17 protein-coding genes are annotated in these 14,712 nt (G+C 58.5%); all 17 read right to left on the minus strand.

Features of this window, described 5'->3' with window-relative positions:
• Positions 1 to 12: 12 nt before the first annotated feature.
• The 17 genes from ACR0I7_RS06510 to ACR0I7_RS06590 all read right to left on the minus strand — a co-directional run bounded on the left by ACR0I7_RS06510 (position 13) and on the right by ACR0I7_RS06590 (position 14,712).
• Positions 13 to 1,557 carry an NADH-quinone oxidoreductase subunit M gene (locus tag ACR0I7_RS06510; RefSeq protein WP_480509411.1) on the minus strand — a complete coding sequence of 515 codons (1,545 nt, stop codon included), beginning with the start codon at positions 1,555 to 1,557 and terminating at the stop codon, positions 13 to 15.
• Positions 1,557 to 3,719, minus strand: coding sequence for an NADH-quinone oxidoreductase subunit L (nuoL, locus tag ACR0I7_RS06515; protein ID WP_480509412.1), 2,163 nt, complete (start codon positions 3,717 to 3,719; stop codon positions 1,557 to 1,559). The genes ACR0I7_RS06510 and nuoL overlap by 1 nt, the downstream gene beginning before the upstream one ends.
• A 7-nt stretch (positions 3,720 to 3,726) precedes the next feature.
• Positions 3,727 to 4,032, minus strand: a complete 306-nt coding sequence (gene nuoK / locus ACR0I7_RS06520) for an NADH-quinone oxidoreductase subunit NuoK (RefSeq protein WP_005984024.1) — start codon at positions 4,030 to 4,032, stop codon at positions 3,727 to 3,729.
• Positions 4,029 to 4,547, minus strand: a complete 519-nt coding sequence (locus tag ACR0I7_RS06525) for a hypothetical protein (protein ID WP_480509413.1) — start codon at positions 4,545 to 4,547, stop codon at positions 4,029 to 4,031. The genes nuoK and ACR0I7_RS06525 overlap by 4 nt, the downstream gene beginning before the upstream one ends.
• Before the next feature lie 26 nt (positions 4,548 to 4,573).
• Complete coding sequence (locus ACR0I7_RS06530) at positions 4,574 to 5,176, minus strand: NADH-quinone oxidoreductase subunit J (protein ID WP_480509414.1); 603 nt, start codon at positions 5,174 to 5,176, stop codon at positions 4,574 to 4,576.
• The gene (locus tag ACR0I7_RS06535) at positions 5,173 to 5,583 is read right to left on the minus strand and encodes a carboxymuconolactone decarboxylase family protein (protein ID WP_480509415.1); all 411 of its coding nucleotides are present in this window, start codon (positions 5,581 to 5,583) and stop codon (positions 5,173 to 5,175) included. The genes ACR0I7_RS06530 and ACR0I7_RS06535 overlap by 4 nt, the downstream gene beginning before the upstream one ends.
• On the minus strand, positions 5,580 to 6,074 hold the full coding sequence (gene nuoI / locus ACR0I7_RS06540; RefSeq protein ID WP_170331439.1) for an NADH-quinone oxidoreductase subunit NuoI: 495 nt from the start codon (positions 6,072 to 6,074) through the stop codon (positions 5,580 to 5,582). The genes ACR0I7_RS06535 and nuoI overlap by 4 nt, the downstream gene beginning before the upstream one ends.
• Position 6,075: 1 nt before the next feature.
• On the minus strand, positions 6,076 to 7,113 hold the full coding sequence (gene nuoH / locus ACR0I7_RS06545) for an NADH-quinone oxidoreductase subunit NuoH (protein ID WP_480509416.1): 1,038 nt from the start codon (positions 7,111 to 7,113) through the stop codon (positions 6,076 to 6,078).
• 195 nt (positions 7,114 to 7,308) lie between these two features.
• A complete protein-coding gene (gene nuoG, locus ACR0I7_RS06550; RefSeq protein WP_480509417.1) occupies positions 7,309 to 9,330 on the minus strand; it encodes an NADH-quinone oxidoreductase subunit NuoG in 2,022 nt (673 codons plus the stop codon).
• Between the two features lie 5 nt (positions 9,331 to 9,335).
• Positions 9,336 to 9,740 carry a DUF5333 domain-containing protein gene (locus ACR0I7_RS06555; RefSeq protein WP_480509418.1) on the minus strand — a complete coding sequence of 135 codons (405 nt, stop codon included), beginning with the start codon at positions 9,738 to 9,740 and terminating at the stop codon, positions 9,336 to 9,338.
• A gap of 98 nt (positions 9,741 to 9,838) precedes the next feature.
• Entirely contained in the window at positions 9,839 to 10,183 is a 345-nt protein-coding gene (locus ACR0I7_RS06560; protein ID WP_480509419.1) for a hypothetical protein, read from the minus strand.
• 74 nt (positions 10,184 to 10,257) lie between these two features.
• Positions 10,258 to 10,674 (minus strand): MAPEG family protein, encoded by a 417-nt coding sequence (locus tag ACR0I7_RS06565; protein ID WP_480509420.1) that lies wholly within the window; start codon positions 10,672 to 10,674, stop codon positions 10,258 to 10,260.
• Positions 10,675 to 10,679: 5 nt separating this feature from the next.
• The gene (gene nuoF, locus ACR0I7_RS06570) at positions 10,680 to 11,978 is read right to left on the minus strand and encodes an NADH-quinone oxidoreductase subunit NuoF (RefSeq protein WP_480509421.1); all 1,299 of its coding nucleotides are present in this window, start codon (positions 11,976 to 11,978) and stop codon (positions 10,680 to 10,682) included.
• Positions 11,979 to 11,984: 6 nt separating this feature from the next.
• Positions 11,985 to 12,212, minus strand: coding sequence for a DUF5337 domain-containing protein (locus ACR0I7_RS06575; protein WP_480509422.1), 228 nt, complete (start codon positions 12,210 to 12,212; stop codon positions 11,985 to 11,987).
• 30 nt (positions 12,213 to 12,242) lie between these two features.
• Positions 12,243 to 13,355: an NADH-quinone oxidoreductase subunit NuoE gene (gene nuoE / locus ACR0I7_RS06580; protein WP_480509423.1), complete on the minus strand. Its 1,113-nt coding sequence runs from the start codon at positions 13,353 to 13,355 to the stop codon at positions 12,243 to 12,245.
• Complete coding sequence (locus ACR0I7_RS06585) at positions 13,355 to 14,578, minus strand: NADH-quinone oxidoreductase subunit D (RefSeq protein ID WP_170375130.1); 1,224 nt, start codon at positions 14,576 to 14,578, stop codon at positions 13,355 to 13,357. Before ACR0I7_RS06585 ends, nuoE begins: the two co-directional genes overlap by 1 nt.
• Positions 14,578 to 14,712: a hypothetical protein gene (locus ACR0I7_RS06590; protein WP_480509424.1), complete on the minus strand. Its 135-nt coding sequence runs from the start codon at positions 14,710 to 14,712 to the stop codon at positions 14,578 to 14,580. The genes ACR0I7_RS06585 and ACR0I7_RS06590 overlap by 1 nt, the downstream gene beginning before the upstream one ends.

Below are 14,712 nucleotides of genomic sequence, written 5' to 3' on the forward strand. Positions count from 1 at the left end.
TCCAAAGCCTCCTTAATGCGAGGCGGCTGTCTGGGTCGCGGTCTCAGCCGCGGCCAGAGCCGTGTCATAGTTCGAAATCAACGCAGCGGTCGAGTTGCCGATCACATCGGTCACCAGCGAAGGATAAACACCCAGCAGGATCGTCATCACGATCAGCGGCGCGAAGATCAGCCGCTCGCGCGAGCTCATGTCGGTGATGGCTTTCAGGCTCTCTTTGATCAAATCGCCAAAGACTACCCGGCGATAAAGCCACAACGCGTATCCGGCTGAGAAAATCACACCGGTCGCAGCCACAGCCGTCACCCATGTATTGACCTGAAACGCGCCCATCAGGGTCAGGAATTCGCCAATAAATCCGGATGTACCAGGCAGGCCCACATTGGCCATGGTGAACAACATGAAGACCAGCGCATAAGCAGGCATCCTAATCACCAAACCACCGTACGCCTCGATATCGCGGGTGTGCATCCGGTCATAGATCACGCCGACGCACAGGAACAGCGCGGCCGAGATGAACCCGTGGCTGAGCATCTGGAAGATCGCGCCATCAATGCCCTGCTGGTTCGCCGCGAAAATCCCCATGGTCACAAAGCCCATATGCGCGACCGAAGAATAAGCGATCAGCTTCTTCATATCCTCCTGCACCAGCGCAACCAGCGAGGTGTAGACAACCGCAATCGCCGACATCCACAGCACTACATCCGTCATGACCGCCGACCCCACCGGGAACATCGGCAAACTGAAGCGCAGGAAGCCGTATCCGCCCATCTTCAGCAGGATCGCTGCCAGCACGACAGAACCCGCCGTTGGCGCCTGAACGTGCGCATCCGGAAGCCAGGTGTGGACAGGCCACATCGGCATCTTCACCGCGAACGACGCGAAGAAGGCCAGGAACATCAGCGTTTGCAGCCCGCCGACGATATAGATGCCCAGCACGCTGAACCCTTCAGACGAGAACTGATGGCTCATCAGCGCTTCGATATCCGTGGTGCCGGCATCCGCGTACATCGTAACCATTGCCACCAGCATCAGCACCGAGCCGAGGAAGGTGTAGAGGAAGAACTTGAAGCTGGCATAGATACGATCCTTGCCGCCCCAGATACCGATGATCAGGAACATCGGAATCAAACCAGCCTCGAAGAACAGGTAGAACAGCACCAGATCCAGCGCCATGAACACGCCCAGCATCAGCGTTTCCAGCAGCAGGAAGGCGATCATGTATTCCTTAACGCGGTCGGTAACCTGCCAGCTGGCCAGGATGGTCAGCGGCATGATGAAGGTGGTCAACAGCACGAACAGAACGCTGATCCCGTCAACACCCATTTTGTATTTCAGACCCATCAGCCACTTACCCTCTTCCACCATCTGGAAGCCGGTGTTCGCGGGATCAAAGCCTGTGTAGATGCCGATCGAGACCAGAAAGGTCACGGTCGTGGCAACCAGCGCTACCCATTTCGCGTTACGCTGGGCGGCTGCGTCTTCACCATGCAGGAACAGGGCCAGTATGCCTGCAGCGATGGCGGGGATGAAGGTGACAATAGATAGGATATTGTCCATTAGTGCGCGCCTCCGCCGATAGACATCCAGGTGATCAGGGCTGCTATCCCCAAGACCATCCAGAAGGCGTAAGTAAAGATATAGCCCGACTGGGCTTTGCCCGCGAGGCGGGTGAAGAAGGGAACGACGCCCATGGCAACCCCGTTCAGGAAGCCGTCAATGGTGTTGCCATCACCGCGCTTCCACAGGAACCGGCCAAGCGCCACGGTGGTTTTGACGAAGATCGCATCGTAGATCTCGTCAAAATACCACTTGTTCAGCAGGAAAAGATAAAGTGGGCGCTGGTTTGCTGCCAGACGGGCGGGCAGCGAGGTGTTCACGATGTAGAACCAGTAGGCCACGATGAACCCAAGTAACATCGCCACGAAGGGCGAAACCTTGACCCATTTCGGCGCTGCATGCGCATCGTCCAGCACGTGGTTGTCGGGCGCCATATAGAGCGCGCCCTCACCCGGCTTTCCGGCAAAGACATAGTGGTGATCGCCGCCGTGAGCGTCCTTCTCACCATGCCCGTCATCCGCATGGCCGGTATCGGCATGACTATCATCTGCGTGGTCGTCGTCTGCATGACTATCTTCGCCATGCGAATCCGCTTTGCTGTGATCGCCCGCCTCCGCATGCTCCGATGCCTCGGCCACTGGAATTCCGTAGAACTTGCCCACCTTATCCGCATGGCCAAAGAAATTGCCGTACCAGATCATCCCGGCAAACACAGCGCCCAGCGACAGGACGCCCAGCGGTACCAACATGGTCATCGGGCTTTCATGGGCATGCTCATGGGTGTGCTTGTCGCCACGCTCTTCGCCATAGAAGGTCAGGAAGATCAGGCGCCAGCTGTAGAACGAGGTAAAGGCAGCAGCGATGACCAGCATCCAGAACGCATATCCCGTGCCACCCGCGAAGGCGCTTTCTATGATCGCGTCTTTGGAAAGGAAGCCGGCAAATCCGATCTGTGTCAGCGGGATTCCAACCCCAGTGATCGCAAGCGTTCCGATCATCATCGCCCAGAACGTATAGGGGATTTTCTTCCGCAGCCCGCCGTACTCTGTCATCTCTTGCTCATGATGCATCGCGTGGATCACCGAGCCCGCGCCAAGGAACAGCAGCGCCTTGAAAAATGCGTGCGTCAGCAGGTGGAACATAGCCGCCGAATACATGCCGACACCTGCAGCAACGAACATGTAACCCAACTGAGAACAGGTCGAGTATGCGATGACACGTTTGATGTCGGTCTGAACCAGACCTACGGTCGCCGCAAAGAACGCTGTCGAAGCGCCCAAGAAGGTGATGAACCCAGTCGCACCCGGGGCGAACTCCATCAATGGCGACATACGGCAGACGAGGAAGACACCGGCGGTCACCATCGTCGCGGCGTGGATCAGTGCCGAAACAGGTGTCGGGCCTTCCATCGCATCCGGCAACCATGTGTGCAGGATCAGCTGGGCGGATTTGCCCATCGCACCGATGAACAGCAAAACACAGATCACTTCGATCGCGGTCCATTCACCCCAGAGGAAATGCAGTTTCTCCTCTGCCAATGCCGGAGCCGAGGCGAAAATGTCCGAGAAATTGATGCTATCGGTCAGGAAGAACAGCGCAAAGATCCCCAACGCGAAGCCGAAATCACCAACCCGGTTAACGATGAACGCTTTCATCGCCGCCGCATTAGCGGATGGTTTACGATAGTAGAAGCCGATTAGTAGGTACGAGGCAACGCCCACGCCTTCCCAGCCAAAGAACATCTGCACCAGATTATCCGCCGTCACCAGCATCAGCATGGCGAAGGTGAAGAAGGACAGATAAGCAAAGAAGCGCGGCTTATAGCTCTCGCCCTCGCGCCACTGCGGATCATGATCCATGTAACCGAAGGAATACAGGTGCACGAGCGCCGATACAGTCGTCACCACGATCAGCATGATCGCGGTCAGCCGGTCCAGACGAATGGCCCAACTTGTCGACAACGAGCCGCTTTCAATCCAGCGCAGGATTTCGATCTGCTGGGTCTGACCGTCAAAGGTCAGGAAGACGATCCAGGACAGCAGACAGGCCAGAAACAGCAGACCCGTCGCGGTCCACATGGCGGCTTTCTCGCCAATGAACTTCCAGCCGAACCCGCACAGCAGCGCGCCCACGAGCGGGGCAAAGAGGATGGTGGTTTCCATGGTTCTCTTAGCCCTTCATCATATTGACGTCTTCAACCGCGATGGTGCCACGATTGCGGAAGAAGCAGACCAGAATGGCCAGACCAATCGCCGCCTCGGCCGCCGCAACGGTCAGCACGAACAGCGTGAAGACCTGCCCGACCAGATCGCCGAGGAAACTGGAGAACGCCACAAGGTTGATATTCACCGCCAGCAACATCAGTTCGATGCTCATCAGCAGGATGATGACGTTCTTGCGGTTCAGGAAAAGACCGAAGATGCCGATGACGAACAGCGTCGCCGCGACCGTAAGATAGTGTTCAAGTCCGATCATAGCTTCGCTCCTGGCGAGTCGGGGTAGTAGAGTTTGCAGCCGCAGGTGTAGTCGATCCGTTTGTGATTTTTGGTTCGATCAAAGAACATCCGAATATCTTTCGTGAACGAATAGCGATGTTCGGATGCAATCTGCTTCAGTTCGGCTACGGTTGTCTCAGCGGTTAGTCCGATGGGGCCTGCTGGTTTTTGTATCAGGTCAATAGAACTTGGCACGTAACCGGCGATGTTGGTCGGCCGATACTCTCCATCGATAACGATACCTTCTCCGCTGGAGCAGTTTTGAAAGAACAGGCTTTGTTTAGGGCTACAACCGTCTCCGGCATTCACACGCTGTCCGATACGGCCATTGCCAATATCGACCACGGCTTCTCCGGAGAATGCTTCGAACTGCCCTCGGCCGCCATTTACAAAGCTGCAATCGGAATTCACCCGTTTCAGCTTGTAGCCTTCATTTTGAGGCACACTCTCGCACGCCAACAGCGCCGCGGGAACCAGCGTGAGACAAGCCGTCATGGCTACAGCCTTTGAAAGTCTGCCTCTCACAACCCCTGCCCCGGTTTCACGTCCTTCAGCTCCATTGCCTTGGCCGGGTCGCGCATCATCTGGCCGATGATGTCCTGACGCTTGATGTCCTGACGGTGGCGCAGCGTCAGCACAATGGCACCGATCATGGCCACCAGCAGGATCAGGCCCGCAAGTTGGAACAGAAGGAAGTATTGATCGTAAAGGATGACACCCAGCGCCTCGGTGTTGTGGCGGTCTGCCGGAACCGGCTGCGCCAGATTGCCCGCAGCCCCCTGCGCGCTGTCCCAGGCTCCAAAGGCCATGACGAATTGCATCAGGATGACCAGACCGATCAGCAGGGCCAGCGGCATGTACCGCGCCATCTCGGCCTTGAGTTCAGCAAAATCCACATCCAGCATCATCACCACGAACAGGAACAGCACCGCAACCGCGCCGACATAGACGATGATCAACAGCATCGCCACAAACTCGGCCCCCAGCAGCACGAACAGCCCCGCCGACGACAGGAAGGCCAGGATCAGCCACAGCACCGAATGCACCGGCTGGCGGCTGATCACCGTGAACAGCCCGCCGGTGATGGCGCTGATGGCAAACAGATAGAAGGCAAAGACGGTCATTGATCCTCATCCTCGTTATCGCCCAGAACCTCTTGCGCCAGATCCAGCGCGCGGGTCATGGCCGGGATGCCGGCGAAAACCGACATCTGACCGATCGTTTCCACGATCTCTTGTTTCCTGGCACCCGCTTCCAGCGCATGGCGCACGGTCTGACGCACGGCGCTATCGGCCTGCGCGCCCTGACAGGTCAGCCCGGCCAGCGTAAGCAGCAGACGGGTCTTGGCATCCAGACCGTCTTTGTTGACGGTGTTGCCGAACATCATCTCCATGACCTCTTTGGGCATGGTGGGCCACAGCGCCTCGAATCCTTTGGGCGAGAAATTCTCCATCGCCGGGTTCATCGCCTTGGCCATGTCCTGAGCCTGCTTCATCATCAGCTCGAACGGATTTGTCGGGCTGTCACTCATCTGTACGGCGCGTCCATTTCCAGATTGCGGGCGATCTCGGCTTCCCAGCGTTCGCCGTTGTCCAGCAGTTTTTCCTTGTCGTAGAACAGCTCTTCACGGGTCTCGGTGGCAAATTCGAAATTCGGGCCTTCGACGATGGCATCGACCGGGCAAGCCTCTTGGCAGAAGCCGCAATAGATGCACTTGGTCATGTCGATGTCATAGCGCGTGGTGCGGCGGCTGCCGTCTTCGCGCGGTTCGGCATCGATAGTGATGGCTTGTGCGGGGCAAACCGCCTCGCACAGCTTGCAGGCGATACAGCGCTCCTCGCCATTCGGGTAACGGCGCAGGGCGTGCTCTCCCCGGAAACGTGGGCTCAGCGGGCCCTTTTCGTGCGGGTAGTTCACAGTGGCTTTGGGGGCGAAGAAATATTTTAGCCCCAGTTTCATACCGACCCAGAAGTCCTGTAGAAGGAAGTATTTGGCGGCGCGGGTGTAGTCGATTTGGGTCATATCAGCCTCCTACGCTCCAGCGCGCGAACGCGCCCCAGAACCAGTCGAACCTTGCCGCGAAGGCCACAAAGACCACCCAGACCAGCGAGAAGGGCAGGAAGACTTTCCAGCCTAGACGCATCAGCTGGTCATAGCGGTAGCGCGGCGTGATTGCCTTGACCATCGCGAAGAGGAAGAAGAAGAACGCCATCTTGGCGACCATCCACAGCACGCCATCGGGCAGGCCCGGGATCGGCGACAGCCAGCCGCCGAAGAACAGTAGCGTTGTCAGCGCGCACATCAGGAAGATAGCGATGTATTCGCCGGCCATGAACAGCAGGAACGGCGTGGCCGAGTATTCGACCTGATACCCGGCGACCAGTTCCGATTCAGCCTCGGGCAGGTCAAATGGCGGACGGTTGGTTTCGGCCAGCGCCGAGATGAAGAACAGGAAGACCATCGGGAAATGCGGCAGCCAGTACCAGCTGAAGAACCCGAACCGACCATCCTGCGCCTCGACAATATTGCCGAAGTTCATCGAACCGGTCGAGATGATCACGCCAATGATGATCAGGCCGATGGAGACCTCATAGGAAATCATCTGTGCCGCAGAGCGCAATGAACCGAGGAACGGATATTTCGAGTTCGACGCCCAACCACCCATGATCACGCCATAAACTTCCAGCGATGACACGGCGAAGACGTAGAGGATGGCGACGTTGATATCTGACAGCACCCAACCATCGTTGAACGGGATCACCGCCCAAGCGATCATCGCCAGAACAAAACTGGTCAGCGGTGCAAGCATAAAGACCGTGCGGTCGGCCCCTGCCGGGATGACGACCTCTTTGACCACGTATTTCAGCGCGTCGGCCACCGATTGCAGCAGGCCGTAGACACCAACCACGTTGGGGCCACGGCGCATCTGGACCGCCGCCCAGATCTTGCGGTCGCCATAGACGAGGAACAACAGCGAGATCATCACAAACGCCACCACAGCAAGCACTTGCGCCAGAATGATGATGGCTATTCCGCCTGGGGTGTTAAAGAATTCAGCCATTGGTCCTCACACCGTGGGTATTCCGTTGTCCGCGTGCGATGCTTCGGCCTGATGCCTGCGCATTTTGCGGCTGGGTCGGCGCGTTGGTGTAAACAGCATCAGCCGCACATACGCCACCCTTTTTATTGCGTTTCACACGTATTTCTCGGACCGACGCGGTGCCGGCCTGAAAGAACGATATGAAACAGGTCTGGTTCATTCCGCTGCGATCTTTTCAGATTTGCGCGCTTGGGCCTGCGCCGACAGGTCGGCCATCAGTTGCGAAGCGCGCGCGATCGGGTTGGTCAGATAGAAATCCTGAACGGCATAGCGGAATGTCGCCTTGCCCAGAGGTCCGGCATCGAGCGCCCGAACCTCATTCTGGGTCACTTCGTCGATCCGCGCCAGATGCGGCACCGCCGCGATCAGCGCGCTGCGCAGCTGCGCCAGCGAGTCAAAGGGCAGTGTCGCGCCTAGTTCCGCAGACAAGGCCCGCAGGATGGCCCAGTTTTCCTTGGCCTCGCCCGGCGCGAAACCGGCGCGCATGGCCAGTTGCGGGCGACCTTCGGTATTCACAAACAGACCGTTTTCCTCGGTATAAGCTGCGCCCGGCAGGATCACGTCGGCGCGATGTGCGCCCCGATCACCATGGCTGCCCTGATAGATCACAAAAGCACCTTCACCGATTTCGACTTCGTCAGCGCCAAGGTTATAAATCACATCTGCCGCGCTGATTGCGTTCATGCCAGCTTCGTTGGTCGCATTCACATCCATCGCACCTACGCGCGACGCGGCGGTGTGCAGAACGATCAGTCCGCTATCGGTATTTGCAGCAACGGATTGCGCGGCGGCCAGAACGGCAGCGCCATCGGCCTCTTGCAGCGCACCCTGCCCGACGATGACCAATGAGCGTTTGCCCCTGATCGTCTCATCACCGCCCATTTCAACAACCTGCCGAAGCGCCTCGCGATCATCTCCCACATGGTGATAATCATAGGTCAACTCGACCGATGGACCGACCAGTGCCACCTCAGCTCCGTGCGCCCACGCCTTGCGGATACGCGCGTTCAGAACCGGCGCTTCATCTCGCGGATTGGTTCCGATCAGCAGAATGCGCTCGGCGCTGTCGATATCCTCGATTGCGGCTGTGCCGGCATAAGCGGCACGATTGCCTGCAGGTAATTTCGAGCCATCGGTGCGGCACTCGACGACACCGCCCTGCCCTTCAATCAACTGCTTCAAAGCAAATACCGCTTCGACCGGAGCCAGATCGCCCACGATTCCCGCTGCTTTCTCAGCCCCCTTCAGGGCTTCTGCCGCCTTGTTCAGAGCTTCTTGCCAGGTGGCTGGACGCAGCTTGCCATCTTCACGCACATAAGGTTTGTCCAGACGCTGACGACGCAAACCATCCCAGACAAAGCGGGTCTTGTCGCTGATCCATTCTTCGTTCACGCCGTCATGGTTGCGCGGCAGGAAACGCATTACCTCGCGCCCTTTGGTGTCCACGCGAATGTTGGACCCTAAGGCATCCATCACATCGATGCTCTCGGTCTTGGTCAACTCCCATGGGCGGGCGGTGAAGGCGTAAGGCTTGGAAGTCAACGCACCGACCGGGCACAGATCGATGATGTTGCCCTGCAGGTTCGAATCCAGAGTCTGGTTCAGATATGAGGTAATCTCAGCATCTTCGCCGCGCCCCGTCTGGCCCATTTGCGCGATCCCGGCCACCTCGGTCGTAAACCGCACACAACGGGTGCAGCTGATGCAACGGGTCATCGCGGTGCCAACCAGCGGGCCAAGGTCCAGATCGTCCACCGCGCGCTTAGCTTCCTTGAAACGCGAGCCCGACAGACCATAGGCCATTGCCTGATCCTGCAGATCGCACTCGCCGCCTTGATCACAGATCGGGCAATCCAGCGGGTGGTTGATCAGCAGGAACTCCATCACCCCTTCACGGGCCTTCTTGACCATGGGCGAGTTGGTTTTGACCTCGGGTGCCTGCCCTTCCGGCCCTGGGCGCAGATCGCGCACCTGCATCGCGCAGGAGGCAGCAGGTTTCGGCGGCCCGCCCACGACCTCTACAAGACACATCCGGCAATTCCCGGCAATCGACAGACGCTCGTGGTAGCAGAAGCGCGGAACCTCGACCCCGGCCTGTTCGCAGGCCTGGATCAGGGTCATCGCGCCATCGACTTCGATTTCCTGCCCGTCAATATTGATCTTGCGGAGGTCAGACATGGCTCTCAGTTCGCTCTCAAATACACGCCGATGGCGCTGTTTCTTTCGATTTCTTTCCGTCCCAGCGTGCAGAAACTATTGGGGTCGTCATAAGTCACCCCGTTGGCTGCCAAATAGGCCTCGCCCTTGGCACGCATCCGGCTTTTTTCGGCGTCAGATTCCACATAGGCGCGGATTTCCTTGTCCGAGTATCCCAGCTTGTTCGCCTTGGACCGCAATCCCCACATCACCCCAATCGCCTTCATCCGCCGCCCGCTGATCGACGGGCAGTATTCGGAAATCTCGTTTGCGATGGCGATGTAGTAGAGTTCATTGTCGATCTCTTTGACATCCCTCAAGGGCTGCTTCGCCTCAGCCGCGACTGGAACCGCAATCAGAGCAGCCAGCGCAGCAGTTTTCACAACAGACATGATTTTTCCTTTCGTCTTTGGTTCCCAAAGACGACGCCAGGGCTGCCTGCTATGCAATATCGGCGCGTTGGCTCTGTCGTGATATGCGGTAACACGGCTCATGGTCTCTGACAGGATCCCGCAAATGTCAGCTGGTCGTTGTCGATACGCAGGTTCTGCGGTTCTGTGTCCGGGCCCACTTTCCATACGATCTTGGAAGATCCGAAATTCTGTACGCAAAAACGCGTCCCCTCGTAACGCCCGGCCTCACGTGCGCCGTCCAAAGATGCCGAGACACCATTAACCGTTACCGTAAAATCAGCCGGGGAAACCTTCTTATCAACAACCTTTGCCTTGGCCCGAAAGGCCTGACCATCAAAAAGAATACGTTCACTATCGGATTTCCCGCAGGCACCAGCCACAAGAAGGACTGCCAAAGCACCTGAGACCCAAGCGGATTTCATCATCTTCAAACCTTTCTGCACGTCGGGCGCATGGGGACAACCTGTGCGCAGATCATTATGTGTCAAACCACCACTCAAAACGCGGCCACCAGTGCCATCCCCCCCAACACGACCATGCACGCCCAGCCGACGACATAGAGGATAGACCGCACTCCGCCGTGGGGGTTGCCAATACCCTTAAGGTGAACCACCAGCATGGCGCCCCGTGCCACCAAGGCCAGCGAGGCCAATAGATTCACCCAGAAGGGGCTGACGCCCAGCAAAATCGCCGCAACAGTCACCGTCAGAAATGCGGGCAACGTTTCTACGCCATTCAGATAGGCCCGATTTAGACGATAAGCTTTGTCCGAATAGTCCTGCTGGGGCGTGGCCCCCGGGGCCAACCCCTTGCCCTGCTTTGCCAACGCCGAAAACGGCGACATCAGCAGGATGATCAGGGTAAAGATCACCAGCGAGGCAATTGCGTGGGAATATTCGGCAAAGACATCCATCGAGTTTACTCCGCCGCCATCGCGCCCATGCGGCCCGACTTCTGAGCCTTGATGCGGTCTTCGATCTCTTCGCGGAAGTTGCGGATCAGGCCCTGGATCGGCCAGGCTGCCGCATCGCCCAAGGCGCAGATCGTGTGGCCTTCGACCTGTTTGGTCACATCAAACAGCATGTCGATCTCTTCCGGCTCGGCCTCACCACGCACCAGACGGTCCATGACGCGCATCATCCAGCCGGTGCCTTCGCGGCATGGCGTACACTGGCCACAGCTTTCGTGTTTATAGAACTTCGACAGACGCCAGATCGCTTTGATGATATCGGTGGATTTGTCCATCACGATCACCGCCGCTGTACCCAGCCCCGAGCCCAGATCGTTGCGCAGATAGTCGAAATCCATGATCGCGTCGCGCATATTTTCACCTCGCACACAGGGCACGGAAGAACCACCGGGGATTACCGCCAGCAGATTGTCCCACCCGCCACGAATGCCACCACAATGCGTCTCGATCAGGTCCTCAAACGAGATCGACATCGCCTCTTCGACGACGCATGGGTTGTTCACATGGCCCGAGATGGCGAACAGCTTGGTGCCCGCGTTGTTCTGACGGCCAAAACCCGCAAACCAATCCGCGCCCCGGCGCAGGATGGTGGGCACCACGGCGATCGATTCCACGTTGTTCACCGTGGTCGGGCAGCCATAGAGACCTGCGCCCGCCGGGAACGGAGGCTTCATCCGCGGCATGCCCTTTTTGCCCTCGAGGCTTTCGATCAGAGCGGTTTCTTCACCGCAGATATAGGCCCCAGCCCCGTGGTGTAGGAAGATATCGAAATCCCAGTCCGAACCGGCAGCATTCTTGCCCAGCAGACCTGCGTCATAGGCTTCATCAATCGCGGCCTGCAGCGCCTCACGCTCGCGGATATATTCGCCGCGCAGGTAGATATAGCAGGTATGGGCATTCATCGCGAAAGACGCGATCAGGCAGCCTTCGATCAGCGTGTGCGGATCGTGGCGCATGATTTCACGGTCTTTACATGTGCCGGGCTCGGATTCGTCCGCATTCACAACCAGATAGGCCGGGCGACCATCGCTTTCCTTGGGCATGAACGACCATTTCAGACCGGTGGGAAAGCCCGCGCCGCCACGTCCGCGCAGCCCTGAGTCCTTCATCGTCTGTATGATCCAGTCGCGACCCTTCTCGATCAGGCCAGCAGTGCCGTCCCAATGCCCGCGGGCCTGCGCGCCTTTCAGTGTGCGCTCATGCATCCCGTAGATGTTGGTAAAGATCCTATCCTGATCCTTCAGCATCGCTCGTTACCCTTGGCTGTCCTGACGCATGCGCCAGAGTTGAAAAATGTTGACGCCTGCATAGACGAACCCCGCCAACGCGGCGAAATCGAACAGCAATGCGTATCGCCCCGGCAATCCGATGGCTGGGCCGATGAAAAGGGTCATGGCAAGCCAGATCAGCATGGTCACGGCAATGACCACCCCGATATGTCGGCCCTTGCGGGCTATGGCTTGTTCCTTGTCCTTGTCCATCTTATCCCGATGCCCATCCGGGCCTTCGCGTTAATCCTCGTAAGTGCCATCTTCTTTGGCACGTTTGGCAAACTCGGTCTTCTCGCCCGCCGCCAGCTTGGCCGCCTGTTCGATCCAGCCGTCCCGTTCGATCCGGCCTTTGAACTTTAGCCGCGCATCGACCCAGGCCACATGCGCAGGCGTCCATGCGGCGATCTGATCATAGTGATAAAAGCCCAGCGTGTTCAAAGTTTCCTCAAGCTTCGGACCTACCCCTTTCAACAGCTTGAGGTCATCCGGCAAGCCGCCCCGCGCCTCGGTCAGCGTCTTGGGCTGGTCTTCCTTAACCTCTGCCGCCTTGGCTTTTGCCTCCTCGGCCTGTTTCACAGCAGGTTTTGCCGGTTGCGGCGCCTTGGGCGGCTCTGCCGCCGCCGACGCTCCGGCCTGCTTGCCATCTTTTCCAAGCCACGGCGTCAGGATCGGCACTTCGGTCCCATCAATGCGCTTGACCGTATCGCCCAGATCAGCGGCCAGTGCCACGCTGGCATTGTACTGCGGTTTCCCGGCCTCATGCTCGGCCAGACTGCTCAAACCGCTCAGCGGTTCTGCCGCATAACGCCCATTCTGCGGACCCGGTGTCGGAACCTTACCTGCCGACAGATCGTCGATGATCTTAGCAAAGCTCTCGGCGGTCAGGTCTTCATAGTAATCCTTGCCGATCTGCGCCATCGGCGCGTTGGTACAGGACCCGAGGCATTCCACCTCTTCCCAGCTCAGCTTGCCATCGGCAGACAGTTCATGCGGTTTCGCGGCGATCTTTTCCTTGCAGACCGCTATCAGATCCTCGGCCCCGCAGATCATGCAGGAGGTGGTGCCGCAGACCTGAATATGCGCAACAGAACCTACCGGTTGCAACTGGAACATAAAGTAGAACGATGCCACCTCGAGCACGCGAATATAGGCCATGCCCAGCAGGTCGGCCACAGATTCAATCGCCGGACGGGTCAGCCACCCCTCCTGCTCCTGCGCGCGCCACAGCAACGGGATCACCGCGCTGGCCTGACGGCCCTCGGGGTATTTGGTTATCTGTGCTTCAGCCCATTGCTGGTTGGCAGCAGTGAAGGCAAAGCTTTCGGGTTGTTCGGGGTGAAGACGGCGGAGCATTAGCGGTCAATCTCTCCAAAAACGACGTCCATGGTGCCGATGATGGCGGCGACGTCGGCCAGTTGGTGGCCTTTGGCAACGTGATCCATGGCTTGCAGGTGCAGGAACCCCGGCGCGCGCAGTTTGGCGCGGTAGGGTTTGTTGGTTCCGTCGGCGACCAGATAGACACCGAATTCGCCCTTGGGGGCCTCAACGGCGGCGTAAACTTCGCCTGCAGGCACGTGGAAACCTTCGGTGTACAGCTTGAAGTGATGGATCAGGCTCTCCATCGAGGTCTTCATGTCCGAGCGTTTCGGCGGGGTGATCTTGCCGCGCGCCAGAACGTCACCGGGGCACTCGCGGATTTTGGCGATGGCCTGACGGATGATCAGCAGCGACTGACGCATCTCTTCCATGCGGCAGAGATAACGGTCGTAGCAGTCGCCATTCTTGCCGACGGGGATCTGGAATTCGAACTCGTCATAGCATTCATAGGGCTGCGCGCGGCGCAGGTCCCAAGCCAGACCCGATCCGCGCACCATCACTCCCGAGAAGCCGTATTTCTGGATGTCATCCTCGGTCACCACGCCGATATCGGCGTTGCGTTGTTTGAAGATGCGGTTTTCGGTCAGCAGCCCGTCGATATCGTCCAGAACGGCGGGGAATTCGTGGCTCCATGCCTCGATATCATCCAGCAGTTCCGGCGGCAGGTCCTGATGCACACCGCCGGGGCGGAAATAAGCCGCGTGCAGGCGGGCACCGCAGGCGCGCTCATAAAACACCATCAGCTTCTCGCGTTCTTCAAACCCCCAAAGCGGCGGGGTCAGCGCGCCAACGTCCATCGCCTGCGTGGTCACGTTCAGCAGGTGGTTCAGGATACGCCCGATCTCGGAGTACAGAACCCGGATCAACGAGCCACGACGCGGCACCTCGACGCCGGTCAGCTTTTCGATGGCCAGGCACCATGCGTGTTCCTGATTCATCGGTGCCACGTAGTCCAGACGGTCGAAATACGGCAGGTTCTGCAGATAGGTCCGGCTTTCCATCAGCTTTTCGGTACCACGGTGCAGCAGACCGATATGCGGGTCGCACCGTTCAACGATCTCGCCGTCCAGCTCGAGCACAAGACGCAAAACCCCGTGCGCCGCAGGGTGTTGCGGGCCGAAGTTAATGTTGAAATTGCGGATCTTCTGTTCTCCGCTCAGCGCGTCCGTGCTGCCGTCATCATATCTTGAGCCGTCCATCAACGCCCCCGTTTCTTCTTTTTTGCCTCAGCCCGAACCCGGACCTTTTCAGCCTCAATCGCCTTGGCCGCGGCCCCTGCCAGCAGGACCCCCAGCGCACCCAAAGCGATCAGTTCTCCCAGCAGCATCAGCAT

The sequence above is a fragment of the Ruegeria sp. AM1 genome (assembly GCF_056540745.1).